General features: G+C 26.1%; 16 protein-coding genes, 1 pseudogene and 1 other annotated feature (1 of these 18 only partly in view). Of the genes and pseudogenes, 15 read left to right on the top strand and 2 right to left on the bottom strand.

What is annotated here, in order from left to right; translation table 11 throughout:
- Positions 1 to 53: 53 nt before the first annotated feature.
- The 5 genes and pseudogenes from CSGHG_RS23130 (at position 54) to CSGHG_RS07890 (ending at position 3,367) form a co-directional block, all read left to right on the top strand.
- Complete coding sequence (locus tag CSGHG_RS23130) at positions 54 to 206, top strand: hypothetical protein (RefSeq protein WP_155844746.1); 153 nt, start codon at positions 54 to 56, stop codon at positions 204 to 206.
- A gap of 337 nt (positions 207 to 543) precedes the next feature.
- Positions 544 to 1,665, top strand: a pseudogene (locus tag CSGHG_RS25060) (deaminase domain-containing protein).
- Between the two features lie 161 nt (positions 1,666 to 1,826).
- Entirely contained in the window at positions 1,827 to 2,564 is a 738-nt protein-coding gene (gene truA, locus CSGHG_RS07900) for a tRNA pseudouridine(38-40) synthase TruA (RefSeq protein WP_010293928.1), read from the top strand.
- A gap of 152 nt (positions 2,565 to 2,716) precedes the next feature.
- Positions 2,717 to 2,998 carry a zinc-ribbon domain-containing protein gene (locus CSGHG_RS07895; RefSeq protein WP_010293927.1) on the top strand — a complete coding sequence of 94 codons (282 nt, stop codon included), beginning with the start codon at positions 2,717 to 2,719 and terminating at the stop codon, positions 2,996 to 2,998.
- Between the two features lie 9 nt (positions 2,999 to 3,007).
- The gene (locus tag CSGHG_RS07890; RefSeq protein WP_026022265.1) at positions 3,008 to 3,367 is read left to right on the top strand and encodes a DUF2085 domain-containing protein; all 360 of its coding nucleotides are present in this window, start codon (positions 3,008 to 3,010) and stop codon (positions 3,365 to 3,367) included.
- Positions 3,368 to 3,461: 94 nt separating this feature from the next.
- Here the strand turns inward: CSGHG_RS07890 and CSGHG_RS07885 are convergent, their stop codons facing one another.
- On the bottom strand, positions 3,462 to 3,647 hold the full coding sequence (locus CSGHG_RS07885) for a hypothetical protein (RefSeq protein WP_010293925.1): 186 nt from the start codon (positions 3,645 to 3,647) through the stop codon (positions 3,462 to 3,464).
- Positions 3,648 to 3,947: 300 nt separating this feature from the next.
- Between CSGHG_RS07885 and CSGHG_RS07880 the strand changes: the two genes are divergently transcribed.
- On the top strand, positions 3,948 to 4,523 hold the full coding sequence (locus CSGHG_RS07880) for a nucleoside recognition domain-containing protein (protein ID WP_010293924.1): 576 nt from the start codon (positions 3,948 to 3,950) through the stop codon (positions 4,521 to 4,523).
- A gap of 17 nt (positions 4,524 to 4,540) precedes the next feature.
- Complete coding sequence (locus CSGHG_RS07875) at positions 4,541 to 5,062, top strand: spore maturation protein (RefSeq protein WP_010293923.1); 522 nt, start codon at positions 4,541 to 4,543, stop codon at positions 5,060 to 5,062.
- A 56-nt stretch (positions 5,063 to 5,118) separates the two neighbouring features.
- Here the strand turns inward: CSGHG_RS07875 and CSGHG_RS07870 are convergent, their stop codons facing one another.
- Positions 5,119 to 6,468 (bottom strand): MATE family efflux transporter, encoded by a 1,350-nt coding sequence (locus CSGHG_RS07870; protein WP_010293921.1) that lies wholly within the window; start codon positions 6,466 to 6,468, stop codon positions 5,119 to 5,121.
- 281 nt (positions 6,469 to 6,749) lie between these two features.
- On the opposite strand from CSGHG_RS07870, the gene CSGHG_RS07865 reads away from it, so the two are divergent.
- The 8 genes from CSGHG_RS07865 (at position 6,750) to CSGHG_RS07830 (ending at position 15,385) form a co-directional block, all read left to right on the top strand.
- Complete coding sequence (locus CSGHG_RS07865) at positions 6,750 to 7,667, top strand: ABC transporter permease (protein ID WP_010293920.1); 918 nt, start codon at positions 6,750 to 6,752, stop codon at positions 7,665 to 7,667.
- A 15-nt stretch (positions 7,668 to 7,682) separates the two neighbouring features.
- Complete coding sequence (locus CSGHG_RS07860; RefSeq protein ID WP_010293919.1) at positions 7,683 to 9,341, top strand: hypothetical protein; 1,659 nt, start codon at positions 7,683 to 7,685, stop codon at positions 9,339 to 9,341.
- A 279-nt stretch (positions 9,342 to 9,620) separates the two neighbouring features.
- Positions 9,621 to 10,454, top strand: coding sequence for a phosphate ABC transporter substrate-binding protein (locus tag CSGHG_RS07855; RefSeq protein WP_010293918.1), 834 nt, complete (start codon positions 9,621 to 9,623; stop codon positions 10,452 to 10,454).
- Positions 10,455 to 10,663: 209 nt separating this feature from the next.
- Entirely contained in the window at positions 10,664 to 11,557 is an 894-nt protein-coding gene (pstC, locus tag CSGHG_RS07850; protein WP_010293917.1) for a phosphate ABC transporter permease subunit PstC, read from the top strand.
- A gap of 1 nt (position 11,558) precedes the next feature.
- Positions 11,559 to 12,383 (top strand): phosphate ABC transporter permease PstA, encoded by an 825-nt coding sequence (gene pstA, locus CSGHG_RS07845; protein WP_010293916.1) that lies wholly within the window; start codon positions 11,559 to 11,561, stop codon positions 12,381 to 12,383.
- A gap of 14 nt (positions 12,384 to 12,397) precedes the next feature.
- The gene (pstB, locus tag CSGHG_RS07840; RefSeq protein WP_010293915.1) at positions 12,398 to 13,153 is read left to right on the top strand and encodes a phosphate ABC transporter ATP-binding protein PstB; all 756 of its coding nucleotides are present in this window, start codon (positions 12,398 to 12,400) and stop codon (positions 13,151 to 13,153) included.
- An 18-nt stretch (positions 13,154 to 13,171) separates the two neighbouring features.
- Positions 13,172 to 13,846 carry a phosphate signaling complex protein PhoU gene (gene phoU, locus CSGHG_RS07835; RefSeq protein ID WP_010293914.1) on the top strand — a complete coding sequence of 225 codons (675 nt, stop codon included), beginning with the start codon at positions 13,172 to 13,174 and terminating at the stop codon, positions 13,844 to 13,846.
- A 255-nt stretch (positions 13,847 to 14,101) separates the two neighbouring features.
- Positions 14,102 to 15,385, top strand: coding sequence for a TraB/GumN family protein (locus tag CSGHG_RS07830; protein WP_010293911.1), 1,284 nt, complete (start codon positions 14,102 to 14,104; stop codon positions 15,383 to 15,385).
- A 159-nt stretch (positions 15,386 to 15,544) separates the two neighbouring features.
- Positions 15,545 to 15,644 (top strand) — a binding site (T-box leader) (it continues 151 nt past the right edge of the window).

The following is a 15,644-nucleotide window of genomic DNA, read 5'->3' as shown; positions in this document are numbered from 1 at the left end:
AAAATTTATAGTTAATAATAAGTAGACAGTGAATGTTTGGAAATATTATATAATTGTTTAAACAGATAAAAAGTAATATTGAATTTATAATACTAGCATATACCTTGGCAGTTTTCCATGGAGAGGGTTTTATGATTATAGAGTGGTTATCAACATTAGGTTATGAGTATGCAGATGGACTAAAGGTTGAAGTATGTTTAAATTAAGATACTGATAACTCGAAATTTGAAGTTTGAATACAAATTAGAAAAATTCACAAAAATTAATTGATTATAAAATTACAAAGTAAAGCATAAATTAAAAAATATTTATTTTTTATAAAAATTTGATATGATATAAGTAACATAGGTTTAGTAATTTAAAATAAAGCTAAAATTTAGAACATTATAGCTATTTAATTAGATTTACATATAGCAAAAACTATTAGTATTAGAGAAAGTGCTAATCTTGCTGGATATAGTACTTTTTTCTTTGAGTTTAAATTAAGTAATTAAAATACTTTACATATAATTAAAATAATGGGGTGAATTCAATACAAGAAATATGATATCAAAGAAGATAAAAAAACAACGAATAGACATTAGTAATTTAAATGAGTTTAAAGACGCATTAAAAAAAGAAGGATATAAAATAAATGAATTTGATGAAGAAAGATTTAAAGTAGAAGTTGCAAAAATTTTTGAAGTTGATAATAGTTTAATAGAGAATTTGTATACATGTATTAGTGAAGAGGAGATCACCTATAGAGTAGATGATATTAAGGATTTAATTGACTATATAAACAAAATGATATTATTTGAAAATCAACATAATAAATTGTATAAAAAGATAAGTACAATAAAAAAGATAAACATAGATAGAATTGAATATGAAAGAGAACCTAGTATTCAAGATAATGTTGGTAATATGATGAATATAATAAAAAAATATCAAATAAGATATCTGGATTGATAAGTGAAAAAGAAAAATTAAATTAGAAAAATTAGAAAAAGAATTAGACAAAGAATATCTATACGCAAAGGATATTGAACTACTAAAAAAGATGATACTCATTAAAAAAGAAAATGTGAAAGAAAAATATAATGCTAAAACTAAAATTAAAACAATATCTATAGAAATGCCTGAAAAATAAATTGTGAGTATATTAAAGCAAAAAAAGGAACTGTAGAGTACCATGAATATTTAACTAATAACATACCAAGAATAGAACGACTAATAAAAAATATAAATAAATATATTAAGGTTGATGAAAAAGAAAAGACAACATCTAAAATAAACCAAAGTAAAACTCTACAGGATTCTATCAATATAGCAGTAGCTACATATAATGGCAAAGAATTTAAAGCAATTAGTGGAAGTAACGAGATAACAAATTATTGCAGTGCACCACCACTAGAAAAAGCAATTTTTAAAAGCAGTAAAGTTAATAAATTAGGTGAAATAGGAATAGGATATGATAGAGTTAATGATAGTGAAAAAAAGATACTTGAAGAGATACATAAACAAATAGAAGAAAAAGAATTAGAGAATGAAGGTAATCTTACTTTATATAGTAAGTGGGAACCATGTCCAAGCTGTTATTCTGTAATTAATCAGTTTATGAAAAAGCATCCTTATATAGATGTACAGGTAAAATATAGTGAAAAATATAGTAAAAAATCATAAACATATTATTAGCTAAGTGAATGAAAGATTAAAAAATATTTTTCTTAATTAAGGGTAGGAATTCATATTAGGATGAAAAGTTAAAGTGTATATGTGTACAACTAAATGTGTTATACTACTTTTAGTTTAAAAGAAAGATATGAAAGTTAGGAGAAGCAATTATGAAAAATTTTAAAATTACAATAGAATATGATGGTAGCAGATATAAAGGATGGCAAAGACTTCAAGATAATGAGAATACAATTCAAGGAAAGATAGAAAACGTGTTAACTAAGTTATGTGGACATAACGTTCAGGTTGTAGGTTGTGGAAGAACCGATGCAGGTGTTCATGCAGAAAACTATACAGCTAATTTTTATACAGATTGCATGTTAAGTGAAGAAATGATGAGTGATTATCTTTATGAGTTTTTACCAGAAGATATAGTTGTTAAAGATATAAAAGAAGTAGGTGAAAGATTTCATTCTAGATACAATGCAAAATCTAAGACTTATGTTTATAAAATAAATAATGGTAAGTTTAGAAATGTTTTTGATAGAAAATATATCTATCATATAGATGAAAAGTTAGATTTAGATGCAATGAAAAAGGCTAGTGAAGTGTTAATAGGTACTCATGATTTTCAAAGTTTTACAACTTTAAAATCAAAAAAGAAATCTACAGTTAAAACTATTAACTATATAAATATTAAAAAAGATAATGATTATATAGAAATAGAAATGAATGGTGATGGGTTCTTATGGCATATGGTAAGAATAATTGTAGGAACGCTTCTAGAAGTTGGAAAAGGAAATTTAAAACATAATGATGTTGAAAAAATATTAAATATGAAAAAAAGACAAGATGCAGGTCCAATTGCACAATCAAAAGGATTATTTTTGAGAAATGTTGAGTATTAGGTTATAAAAAACAGTTTTTCATAAAAATACAAAAATATAAAATATTTGACTAAAAGTGCAAAAAAAAGTATAATTTTGTTGACTTAATTTTACAAAATATTAATTTAAAAGCATACTTTTAAAAAAATGTATGGCTTATAAGGGGGATAAATATGTTTTGCAAAAATTGCGGAAAACAAATTAATAATAATGCTGAAATATGCATTCATTGTGGTGTTAGAGTAGCACCGAGTAGACCGCGGAGTGTAGATAATCCATCACATTTAGCGGGTATTGTATCATGCTGTTTTCCTATAGTTGGATTAATTTTATATTTTTTGTGGAAGGATGATAAACCTAAATCATCTAAACTAGTTTGTAATTGGATGTTAGCTGGTATTATAGTATGGGTTACAATTTATTTAGTTTGCTTTATCTTAAGTTTTACTATTTAAAGTGATTTTATGGAAAAAATATTAAAATATATGTTTTTTTGTCACAGAATGCCGGAGCGATCATTTTTTTTGAAAAACAAACAATTCCCTATATGTGCTAGATGTACAGGGATATTAGTAGGATATTTTATAGGAATAATATATAGCATATTAACTAAGAAAATAAATTTTTTCTTATTAGTTATATTTATGATACCTATATCAATAGATGGAATAGGTCAATTATATGGTTATTGGAATAGCAATAATATAAGAAGATTTTTAACAGGGATATTAGCTGGCATTGCAACTATACAATTTATACATATAGCTATAATTTTAGGGCTGAGAAGTGGAAATATGTTTCAAAACTATTTGAATAAAATTTAGATTTATATAAAAAGAGGCTAAATTAATTTAGTCTCTTTTTATATATTAAAAATTATTCCTAATAGTATTCATAAATAATTTATACATTAATAAATTATAAAATACCTTCTTCTTTTAATAACACTTCAATATCTTGAAGTTTTTTATTTAATTCTAAAAAATTTTTTTTTACAAAATCCTGAGAAATATTACTTGTTTTAATACTTTTTTCTAATTTTTCAATAGTATTTAGAGCTTCGTCAATATCTTGTTGAGCTAATTGTAATTTATTTTCTTTCATAAAAAATCTCCTTTAAAAAAGTCATATAGGGAAACAAGCTCCCATTTAGATTTATTCAATAATCTAAAATAGCGTTTACTCTTATAATAAAATGTTAGCATCTTAAAAATACAATTTCAAGGTAAAAGAACTTAAAAATTTTTGTATAGAAAGAGAAAATAATGAATTTAAATAAAAATTAGACATATATATTTACTATGATTTTTTTATTATTAGCGAAAAATATGAATTATAATCTTTAAAAATAATTAAGTTAGTAGTTTATTATGTAAAATCAAGAAAAGAAAGGGGAATTTTATATTGATAAATGTAATATGGTTTGTAATTTTAGCTATAGGAATTATTTTTGGATTGGCAAGTGGTGATGGAGAAATAATATCAAAGGCAATCATTTCAACTACCAGCTCCACAGTAGACTTAGTGATAGGACTTGTAGGAATGATGTGTCTTTGGTGTGGAATAATGAAAATTGCAGATAAAAGTGGCCTTACAAATAAACTTGCTAAAATACTTACACCTATATTAAAAAGAATATTTAAAGAAGCGTCAAAGGACGAAAAAGCTATGGGTGCAATAGTTATGAATATAACAGCTAATATGTTTGGACTTGGAAATGCAGCAACTCCTTTTGGAATAAAAGCTATGGAAGAAATGGACAAGTTAAATAAGGAAAAGGGAACAGCAAGCAATGACATGATTTTATTTTTAATCTTAAATGCTGCATGCATACAATTAGTTCCTACCACTGTAATATCTATAAGAGCAGCAGCAGGCTCATCGAATCCTGGTGCAATAATAATACCTGCAATAATCACAACATTTTCTGCATCTGTAATAGGGGTTATACTTTGCAAGCTATTACAAAAATATTTTTAGTTTAAAGGAGAAATTTTATGTTTGATTATATTATTAAAGCAATCATTCCTATAATAATAATATTAATAGTAACTTATGGAATGATTAAAGGTGTTAAAGTTTATGAATGTTTTATAGAAGGAGCAAAGGAAGGATTGAACATATGTCTTAGAATATTTCCTTATTTATTAGCTATGCTTATTGCCATAAATGTGTTTAGAGCATCTGGTGCAATGGATTTTTTAATTTCAATTATAAAACCAGGTGTAGATAAAGTTGGAGTACCGGCAGAAGTGGTACCATTAGTTCTTATGAAACCACTATCAGGAAGTGGAGCTATAGGGATTTTTACTGATATCATAAATCAACATGGAGCAGATAATTTTATAGGTATATGTGCATCTATTATAATGGGATCTACAGAGACTATATTTTATACATTAGCAGTATATTTTGGAGCAGTACAAATAAAAAAAATAAGACATACATTATGGGTTGCATTACTTGTGGATATGTGTGCAGTACTTATTGCAGTAAATGTAGCTAGAATATTAATATAGAATTTAAATAAAAAAGGGCCTATACTATAGCCCTTAAATATAAAAAAATTTTAAACTTATGCTTTGTTTTTGCAGAAAGTACTAAAGTTTTTCCTATAAGCAATGTATATTAAAACTGCATCTACAAACCACTGTATAACACATATAGACCAAAAATAAGTTACTGATAATTTCTTTATAAATATAAAATAAAATGTTAAAGGTAGTCTTATACACCAACCGGTAAATAAAGATATTTTAAAAGGTGTAGTTGTATTTCCTATACCTTTTAAAGCTCCACCGTAAATCATAGAAAATGCCATAGTAGGTTGTTGTAGTGATGCAATCATTAGACATTTAGTACCAAGTTTAATAACATCAATTTCTGTAGAGCCTATAAAAAGTTTTATTAATAACCCAGGTATTAATATAAATAGTGATGCAACACATAACATAACTATAAGCCCAAGAATTGCACAGTTATTTGCACATCTTTTAGCACCTTTATAGTCTTTTTCTCCAAATTTATTTCCAACCATAGACGTACAAGCAACAGCAAAACCCCATCCAGGCATATAAGAAAGAGACTCTAAACTTTCAGTTATGGTATTGGCGGAAAATGAAAGTGTTCCTAGCCTCATTATCATAAAAGTAGTAAGAAGTCGACTAATACTAAAGGCACCTTCTTGTAATGAAGCTGGGATAGATAATTTAAAAATATGCTTAAGTTTATTAAAAGTTATATCTTTAATGTAATGTAATTTAATTTTAATTTTAGATTTAGTTAATATATAATATAATGCAAATAAAAAACTGCATATTTGAGCTATAACTGTTGCAATAGCAGCACCATCAATACCTAATTCAGGAAACCCAAATTTACCAAATATTAAAGAATAGTCTAAGGTTAAATTTACAATTATTAAAATTAAAGAACCTATTAGTGGAATTTTAGTATTACCATAAGAACGTTGTATTGAAGATAACAAACTTGTTGTCATATTAAAAAACATTCCTATACAAACAATTCTAATAAATCTTTTAGAAATTAATAAGACTTCAGGAGTACAACCAGCTAATTTTAAAATTTTATCTGCAAATGTAAAAATTATTGTTATACAAAAGAAGATTATAATAATTCCTATAAAAGAACATATACTGGCATATTCTTCAGCAGTATCCATTTGTTTTGCTCCATATAATCTAGAGACCATAGAAGTTATAGCAACACAAATTCCCATAATTACAAATATATTAGCAAAAACATTAAGTATCTCCCAGGAGATACCTACAGCGCTTACAGAAAGTTGTCCGCCGTATCGTCCAATCATTAAAGTGTCTAGTACCCCTGTCATCATATACAATATCATTTCTCCAACAGCTGGAACAGCAATTTGCAAAACTTCTTTAGCTTCCTCTTTTTTCAAAAAAACACCCCCTAACTGTTTTAAAAGCAATTTAACTAATTATATCAAATAAATGGATATAAATTTACAAAATAATAAAAAAACATAATTAATTTTAAAATTTTAAAATATTTAATAAATTTTTAAAAAATTACTAAAAAACTAAGTATAAAATGTTAAATTTACAAATTATACAAAATCTTTCATAAATTTGTAACAAGTGAATAAATAAATAATATATACTTTTATATAAGGGTAGATATTATTTAAAATATTAGGTTGATTTAATATGGAGGGGGAATATGTTAGAGTTAAGGAAAGAAAAATTTGAAATTATAGGGTGTAAAGATAATCAAGAGGCATATCATAGGGGGGGACTAAGTTTTTGGTCATCTGTTAGAAAAAAACTTTTAAGAAATAAACTTTTTATATTTGCGGTTATTTTATTTATATTGCTATTATTAGCAATGATAATTTGTCCTATTTTTGGAAAGTTTGAATATATAGAAACATTTAAAGACGTATACTGCCCACCAAACTCTACATATTGGTTTGGAACATGTGCAGATGGTAGAGATTTGTATGCAGGGGTATGGCTAGCTACTAAGCACACATTAATTATAGCTGTTTTAGTAACCTTTTTAAATGTTTCTATAGGTGTAGTTTTTGGAGGTATATGTAGTTTTTATGGTGGATTGATAGATGAAATTATAGTTAGAATAATAGAAATACTTACAAGTTTACACGTAATAATAATACTAGTAGTTTTAATATGTATAACAGGTAGCCCTTTAATATCATTGGTAATGGCAATGGTTTTGTGGGGAGTTGGCAATATAGCCCTTATAGTTAGAGGACAACTGCTAAAAGTTAGAGAACAGGAATATATTTTGGCGGCTAAAGCATTAGGTGCAAGTACTTCTAGAGTTTTATGCAACCATTTTTTTAGAAATGTTTTAAGCACTTGCATAATAATGATTAGTTTAGAAATACCTTCAACAATACTTTTGGAATCAACTTTGAGTTTTTTAGGATTAGGATCATCTGTGTATTTTATAACATTAGGTGGATTGATAAGAATTAATTCAGGAATGTTATTATTTTATCCATACTCAATTATGATACCATCAGCTATTTTAGTTATATTAGCTTTAAGTTTAAATATAATAGGTGATGCGTTAAGAGATGCGTTTGATCCAGAAGAAGTCATTATAGATTAGTTGGAGGTGAGAAGGGTGAAAAAAGAAAAATATATAACTATAGGTTTTGTGATTATATTTATTATAGGCATATTTATATTTCATAATAAATTAAATAGTGATGTTATTGTTCCTAATCATACAGACAAATGGAGCAAGGCTGTTTTGGTAGAACAAGGAGATATAGAGCAGAAACCGGCAGTGTTAGATTTTAATAATAATGCAATAGTAGCGTACCAAAGTGGCAATGACTTGAAAATTAAAATCGTTGATAGTTCAGGTGAAGAATTAAAAACTAAAACTATTGAACAGTTAAATGAAATTCCTAGAGAAATTAATTTATATAAGCAAGGTAAAAAAATATATTTACATTATTCAATATATAAAGATACTAAAAGATTTATAAAAGAAATACAAATAGATGAAAGTTTAAATATAATAGATGAAAACTTAAAAGAAAATATTCAAGATTTTGTAAAGTTATCAGATGAAGCTTATGCTATATTTTATGATGGTTATGTTGAAGTTACTGATTTAAAAATTAATAAGGCGGCTAAAGTTAATATTGGCAAAAATATAAAATCAGTAGCAGGAAATTTTTATGACGGGAAGTATATAATAACATATTTAGAAAATTCTTTAGAGTTTAAATATATTACTGTGGAAAATGGAATACCATCAGATGTGAAGTTTGCATTTGGTAGTGCTGAAACTTCTAAAATAAGAATATTTGAGTCTAAGCTAGCAGTTAAAGATAATACTGGTATCTTAGTAGTTAAATATTCCCATGAAGGTGAGCCAAGTTATGAAACCCATAGTTTTGAAATAGATTCTAAAAAATCTAAGGAAGAACAAGAAATGAAACAGGTGTTTAGAGGTGAATTTGGTATAATTGTGCCTCCAAATACAGGAATATTAAAAAATAAACAAGAAGAATACCTTGCTTCAAGTGATGACTTTAGTACAGTGCCAGGAGAAAGTGATGAGTTAATTCTTAGTGCAGATGTAAGTAACTCAAAGCACAGAACTCAAAGACAAATAGTTGAAGTGTCTATGGAATATGTTGAAGGACAGCTTGAATATATGAACAAAGTAAATCCTAAATTAATAAATATTAATACTAATACCTCTAGAGATTCAATATTACCAACTAGGGATGGAAATTATATTGCATATGTGGATTGCATTAAAAAAGGTAATGCTCGATTAGAACTGATTTCAACCCATGAAAAATTTATAGAAGCTACTAAAGGTTACAGAGATGGAGATTTAAAAACCTGTATTTATATAACTATACAAAATATTTTAACAGGGGCGTTTTATATGATACCAATGGGAGCTTCATGGATTTTAATAATAATATCAATAGTATCTATAATATCAGTTATAGAATTTAAATTAAGTGATAGAGTTAGAAAAGCATTATTTATTATTTGTTATATGCTGATGATTCTATTAAAAACAGTTTTAATAAATGGATTTTTTTTCATGTCATATAAAGATATGATGCCACCTTATTTTACAGCTAAGGTTGGAACAATTATATGTCTTATTATGTCTATACCTTTAATTATATATGGATATAGAAAATATAAGTTCGATTTAGATTATTATGTTTTAGCTATTGCTATATCACCACTAATATGCATAGATTCTATGCTTACACTTATGTTATATGTACCAATTATAATGTAAAAAAAGCAGTTTTAAGATAGAGATATGTCTTTATCTTAAAGCTGTTTTTTATTTTAGTATATATTTAGTATATGTATGTTAAATTTTTTTTACATAATCTGAACATAGTTTAAACATAGTCTTAATACTGCTTTAACATTGATAATATAGTATAAGTTTTGTAAACAAGGTATATTGAATTAAAAAATAATATAAATTAAAAGTAAAATTCAATTAGAATAAAAACTTTTTTACTAGGAATACTACATAATTAATATGGATTGTTTAGGAGTGTATATGATGAAAAAAAAGAGGTTGCTTAAAGGTATAATTGCAGCATCATTGGCTATAAGTATAGTCTTTGCAGTTACAGGGTGTGAAAAAAAGACAGTTAGTAATAATACTATAAAAATATCTGGATCAACATCAGTTTCACCTTTAATGGAAAAGGAAGCAGAGTTTTATAAAAAAAGTAATAAAGACTTAGATATAGAGATACAAGCAATTGGATCATCAGCAGGAATACAAGATACTATAAATGGAGTTTCTCACATAGGTATGTCATCGAGAAATATTAAAGAAGAAGAAAAAAGTTCAGGGTTGGACGAAAAAATAATAGCTTATGATGGTATTGTAATTATAACAAATAATAAGAATAGCATTAATAATTTAAGCTTAGAACAACTAAAAGAGATATATACAGGAAAAATAACAAATTGGAAAGAACTTGGTGGAGAGGATAAACCAATAGTTGTTGTATCTAGAGAGGATGGTTCAGGTACAAGAACATCTTTTCAAGAAATTGTAGATTTTAAACCAGAAGAACAAATAGAAAATGCAATAATAACAGATGGTAATGGAAGTATTAAAAACATTGTAAAAAGCAATGAAAATGCTATAGGTTATATATCCTTTGAATATATAGATGACACTATAAAACCTCAACATATAGATGGGGTAGAGCCTACAGAGGAAAATGTATTAAAAAACACTTATAAATTATCAAGACCTTTTATAGTAATTTATAAGGAAGAAAATTTTACACAGGAAGATAAAAAGTTTTTAGATTTTATATTAAGTGAAGATGGTCAAAATATAGTTAAATCTAGTGGAGCAATAAGAATAAATCCATAATAAGACATAATAAAATAAAAATCTATGCAATTTAAAATGTGCATAGATTTTTTATTTTTAAAGTAGAAATGTTAATTATTTTTAACATGGACTAAATATTGAATTAACACAGTCTAAACATTGCTTTAACATTGACTTTATATAATATAGTTAATAACTGTTGGGCATAATAAATTAAATTATAACAGTATAAAGAGGTGTGAAGGTGAATGGATTTTAATATAAATAAAGAAAGTAATAAACGAAAATATTTTATAGAAAAGTTATCACAAAAAATATTTTTAATATGTGCATTAATATCAGTAATAAGTTTAATTTTAATTATAGGATTTATATTTTATAAAGGGTTTCAACCATTTGTATCAAAGGGATATTCCTTTACAGAATTTATATTTGGGAAAAAATGGGTGCCTAGTAGTGATAAATTTGGAATTTTTCCAATGATATTAGCATCAATTTATGGAACCTTAGGCGCTGTAATAATTGGAGCTCCAGTAGGAGTTTTTACAGCACTATTTATATCTGAAATTGCACCTAAAAAAGTAGGTGTAGTAATATCAAATGCAGTTCAGTTATTAGCAGGGATACCATCAGTTCTTTATGGTGTATTTGGATTAGCTGTAATAGTACCTACAATACAAAACTTATTTAATTTACCGAAAGGACAAACATTGCTAGCAGTTATAATAGTTCTTGCTATAATGATGCTACCTACAATAGTTACAGTAGCAGAAACATCTATAAAAGCAGTACCTAAAAGTTATAAAGAAGCATCACTAGCCCTTGGGGCATCTAAAATAGAAACTATATTTAAAGTTGTACTTCCAGCAGCTAAATCAGGAATTCTTGCAGCGGTGGCATTAGGAATCGGAAGAGCGATTGGAGAAACTATGGCAGTGATTTTAGTTGCAGGTAATAGCGTAATAATACCAAGAGGACTTGCAGATAGCGTTAGACCTCTTACTACTAACATTGCACTAGAAATGGGATATGCATTTGGTACTCATCAAGAGATGTTATTCGCAACAGGTATAGTACTGTTTATATTTATAATGATTATTAACTTAACTATTTTAAAACTTTCTTCAAAGGTAGGTAAGTAGAATGAGAAAAATAAAAGGATTTTTTCTAAATAGCTTATTATGGCTATCGGCTATTTTAACAGTAATAATATTAGGAGTAATATTAATATTTATATTTGCAAAGGGAATAGGTGTAATAAACTTTAAATTATTATTTAGCAATTATTCATCAGATGGCCAGGGTGGGTTACTTCCTATGATAATAACAACACTATATACCGTTGGATTGTCTCTTTTAGTGGGAGTGCCAATAGGAATATTATCAGCTATATATCTTCAAGAATATGCGAAACAAGGTGTAATTGTTAAATTTATAAGATTTTCAACAGAAGTGTTAGCTGGTATACCATCTATAATATATGGATTATTTGGTTCCATATTCTTTGTAACCATATTAAAAATGGGTTACTCCATATTAGCGGCAAGCTTAACATTAGCAATAATAATATTACCAGTAATAATAAGAACAACAGAGGAATCACTAAAAACTGTACCATCATTTTATAAAGAAGGATCTTTAGCATTAGGCGCTACAAAGTTTCAAACTTTATATAAAGTTGTTTTACCAGCAGCTATGCCAGGAATACTTTCAGGAGTAATATTATCAATCGGAAGAATTATAGGAGAATCAGCGGCTATATTACTTACAGCAGGAACTGCAGTAGCTATACCAGAAAATATAATGTCTAGTGCTAGAACACTTACTGTTCATGCGTACTTAGTTACAAAAGAGCAAGGAGATATAGGGTTAGCAGCAGCTATAGGAATTGTTTTAATAGTTATGGTTTTAGTATTAAATTTATTATCTCAATTCATAGTTAAAAGATTTACTAAAGGAAATTATTAAAAAGAGGTGAGTTTATGGATAACAAAAAAATTTCTGTTAGAGATTTAGATTTATTTTATGGTGAAAAGCAAGCACTTTTTAAAATTAATATAGATATATCAGAAAATGAAGTTACAGCATTAATAGGACCATCAGGATGTGGAAAATCAACTTTTTTAAGAACTTTAAATAGAATGAATGATTTGATAGATAATGTTAATGTTATAGGTAAAATAGAAGTTGATGGTAAAAATATATACAAAGATGATGATGTAATTGCATTAAGAACTAAAGTTGGAATGGTGTTTCAAAAGCCGAATCCATTTCCAATGAGTATATATGATAATGTTGCGTATGGACCAAGAATACATGGGGTAAGAGATAAAGCTACCTTAGATAAAATAGTTGAAGAAAGCTTAAAAGCAGCAGCACTTTGGGAAGAGGTTAAAGATAGACTTAAAGCATCAGCTATGGGAATGTCAGGTGGTCAGCAACAAAGACTTTGCATAGCAAGAACAATAGCTATGAGGCCTAAAATAATTCTTATGGATGAACCAACATCAGCATTAGATCCTATTTCAACATTGAAAGTTGAAGAACTAATATTATCATTGAAAGATAATTATACTATAGTAATAGTTACTCATAATATGCAACAAGCAGCACGTATATCAGATAAAACAGCATTTTTCTTAAATGGTAAATTAGTAGAATTCGATAATACAGGAAGTATATTCTCAAACCCTAAAGATATAAGAACGGAAGATTATATAACTGGAAGATTTGGTTAAAAATGAGGAGGGGATTAAATGAATGCTAATATAAGAAAAAACTTTGAAAATGAGATTTTAAAACTAAATGAGAAGTTAACTAGTATGGGGAACATTACAATAGAAATGTATAAAAGCACCGTTAAAGCACTTAAAGAAAATGATAAGGAGTTAGCTTTAAAGATAATAAAAAAGGATTCTGTTATTAATGAATTAAATGATGAAATAAATAATGAGGCAGTAATATTAATAGCAAAACAATCACCAGTAGCAATAGATTTAAGAACTATAATAACAATCATTAAAATATCTACTGAAATTGAAAGAATAGCAGATTATACTAAAAACATATCAAATTATATACTAGCTTTTAATACATCTAATTGTGAAGGAATACAAAGTTTAAATAACGAGTTTATAAAGGCAATTTCAATTTTGACAAATATGATAAATAAGACAATGGATTCTTATGAAAATGAAAGCTTAGAAGATGCTAAAATTGCAGCAACTTTAGATGATGAAATTGATAATATTTATAAATCAAATTTAAAGAAATTTGTTCAAGGAATTAAGAAAACAGAAAATGAACAAGAAATTGATCAGTACTTGCAAGCTATAATGGTAAACAAACATTTAGAAAGAGCAGGAGATCATGTAACAAACATAGTTGAAGAGGTTATGTACTATATAAAAGGAAAAAGATATAGATTGTAAAAAAATAAAGTTACATTATAAAAACTGTTACAACATAGAGAAAAGTCTATGAGTAGCAGTTTTTTTACTATATAGAAATTTAATTCTATTTAAATAAAAGTGCAAAAAAGATAACTTTACAAAATGTATAAAACTAGTTAATAAAATTCATATTTTATTTAATAAAATTATGTTTAATGGTTTTATAATGAAAAACATATGAAGTGGTAAAAATTAACTTTATATAATTTTTTTTAATAAAAGAGGGCATTTATCATGAAGAAAAAAGGAATAATCATTATAATTATTGCTATTGGAATTATTTATAACATGCCGATGAATAATGTTAATTATGTTAAAAAAAATAGTAGAGAATTAAAGCTCAATGATACTAACGATAACAAAGATTTAGATTTAATATTGGATAATATAAAAGATAAAAATATAGTTTTTACAAATGAAACCCATGGCATGAAGGAAAATACTTATATTAAAGAGAAATTTGTTAATTATTTAATGGATAATTGGAATTTAAAATATTTTTTTGTGGAGAATGGATATGCAGAATGTAGTTTTATAAATGAATATTTACAAACTGGGGATGAAAAGCTATTAAATGATATTTTTAATAATTTTTTTAATATAGTATATACTGAGGATGAAAAGCAAGTGCTTAAAAAAATTTATTTAAAAAATAAAGAATTGCCAGATGAAAAAAAGTTAAAATTTGTTGGTATTGAATCAATAGAATCATATAATGGAGTAAAATTTTATTTCAATAATATTTTAGAGAAATATAATAATTTATCTAAAGAACAAATAGCTAAAATTGAAAAAATTTTAGAGTGTAATGAGAAGGAAGAACTTTATACTGAAAGAAGTAATGAATATATAAAAGCAATTGAGGAATTTGAAAGTGATATTAAAGAAAATAATGAAGCATATATAAAACATTTAAATAAAGAAGAGGTGTTTAACATAGAATTTATATTAAATAATTTAAAAAATATGTCTCAAATAGGCAACCCAGAAAAGGGCGGACCATATGTTAATAAAGAGTTTTATGAGACAAGGGATAAGTTAAGTTATGAAAATATTATTAGTATATATGATCATTTTGGCGAAGGAAAAACATATATTGATTACGGAATAGCTCATGCATATCAAAGCCAATTTAATGGAGTAAAATTTTTAGCAAAAAATCTTAATGATGATTTGAAATTTAACGGCAAAATATATAGTATAAATACAGTATATGAAGATGGGGAGAGATTTAATAATTTTAGTTATGAAACTGAGAGGTATAATAGTATTACTACAGAATTACAAAATACTTTAAAAGATGCTGGTATAGAAAATAGTAATAGAATAATTGCATTAGATAATAAAAAAAGCCCCTACAAGAAGAAAATGTATAAAGAGTTATTTAAACTTCAATATGCATATGGAGATGAAGAAATGTTTAAAAATGATAAAGGTGTAACTACAGACTTTTTTCAAGCAGAAATTGTAATAAAAAACCCAAGGCCGATTGAATGGAATGACGAAGAGTTTTTTTAAGAGTTAAGAAAGTGATTAAAATGTTAATAAGAAAAAATTAATTAATTTAATTATATTTAAAGTTTTAATGGATATAATATAATAAATAAAACTTATATAAATATTAAAATTTATATTGACAGAATTTTTGATTTAACATATTATATTAATAAATATTGAAATAATGCTATGAAAAGAAGAGTAATGGTGATAATAATGTCCAAAGAGAGCTAGGGTAGGTGAAAGCTAGCGTCAGAAAACACTATGAACATGGCCTTGG

The sequence above is a fragment of the Clostridium senegalense JC122 genome, assembly GCF_000285575.1.
Taxonomy (GTDB): Bacteria; Bacillota; Clostridia; order Clostridiales; family Clostridiaceae; genus Clostridium_J; species Clostridium_J senegalense.
This window is presented reverse-complemented; position numbering and strand designations above follow the sequence as displayed.

What these genes read in the sequence shown, in the direction of transcription:
- truA (WP_010293928.1), top strand. Translation starts at nt 1,827, where the DNA reads ATGAAAAATTTTAAAATTACAATAGAATATGATGGTAGCAGATATAAA.
- CSGHG_RS07895 (WP_010293927.1), top strand. Translation starts at nt 2,717, where the DNA reads ATGTTTTGCAAAAATTGCGGAAAACAAATTAATAATAATGCTGAAATA.
- CSGHG_RS07890 (WP_026022265.1), top strand. Translation starts at nt 3,008, where the DNA reads ATGGAAAAAATATTAAAATATATGTTTTTTTGTCACAGAATGCCGGAG.
- CSGHG_RS07885 (WP_010293925.1), bottom strand. Translation starts at nt 3,647, where the DNA reads ATGAAAGAAAATAAATTACAATTAGCTCAACAAGATATTGACGAAGCT.
- CSGHG_RS07875 (WP_010293923.1), top strand. Translation starts at nt 4,541, where the DNA reads ATGTTTGATTATATTATTAAAGCAATCATTCCTATAATAATAATATTA.
- CSGHG_RS07865 (WP_010293920.1), top strand. Translation starts at nt 6,750, where the DNA reads ATGTTAGAGTTAAGGAAAGAAAAATTTGAAATTATAGGGTGTAAAGAT.
- CSGHG_RS07855 (WP_010293918.1), top strand. Translation starts at nt 9,621, where the DNA reads ATGAAAAAAAAGAGGTTGCTTAAAGGTATAATTGCAGCATCATTGGCT.
- pstC (WP_010293917.1), top strand. Translation starts at nt 10,664, where the DNA reads ATGGATTTTAATATAAATAAAGAAAGTAATAAACGAAAATATTTTATA.
- pstA (WP_010293916.1), top strand. Translation starts at nt 11,559, where the DNA reads ATGAGAAAAATAAAAGGATTTTTTCTAAATAGCTTATTATGGCTATCG.
- pstB (WP_010293915.1), top strand. Translation starts at nt 12,398, where the DNA reads ATGGATAACAAAAAAATTTCTGTTAGAGATTTAGATTTATTTTATGGT.
- phoU (WP_010293914.1), top strand. Translation starts at nt 13,172, where the DNA reads ATGAATGCTAATATAAGAAAAAACTTTGAAAATGAGATTTTAAAACTA.
- CSGHG_RS07830 (WP_010293911.1), top strand. Translation starts at nt 14,102, where the DNA reads ATGAAGAAAAAAGGAATAATCATTATAATTATTGCTATTGGAATTATT.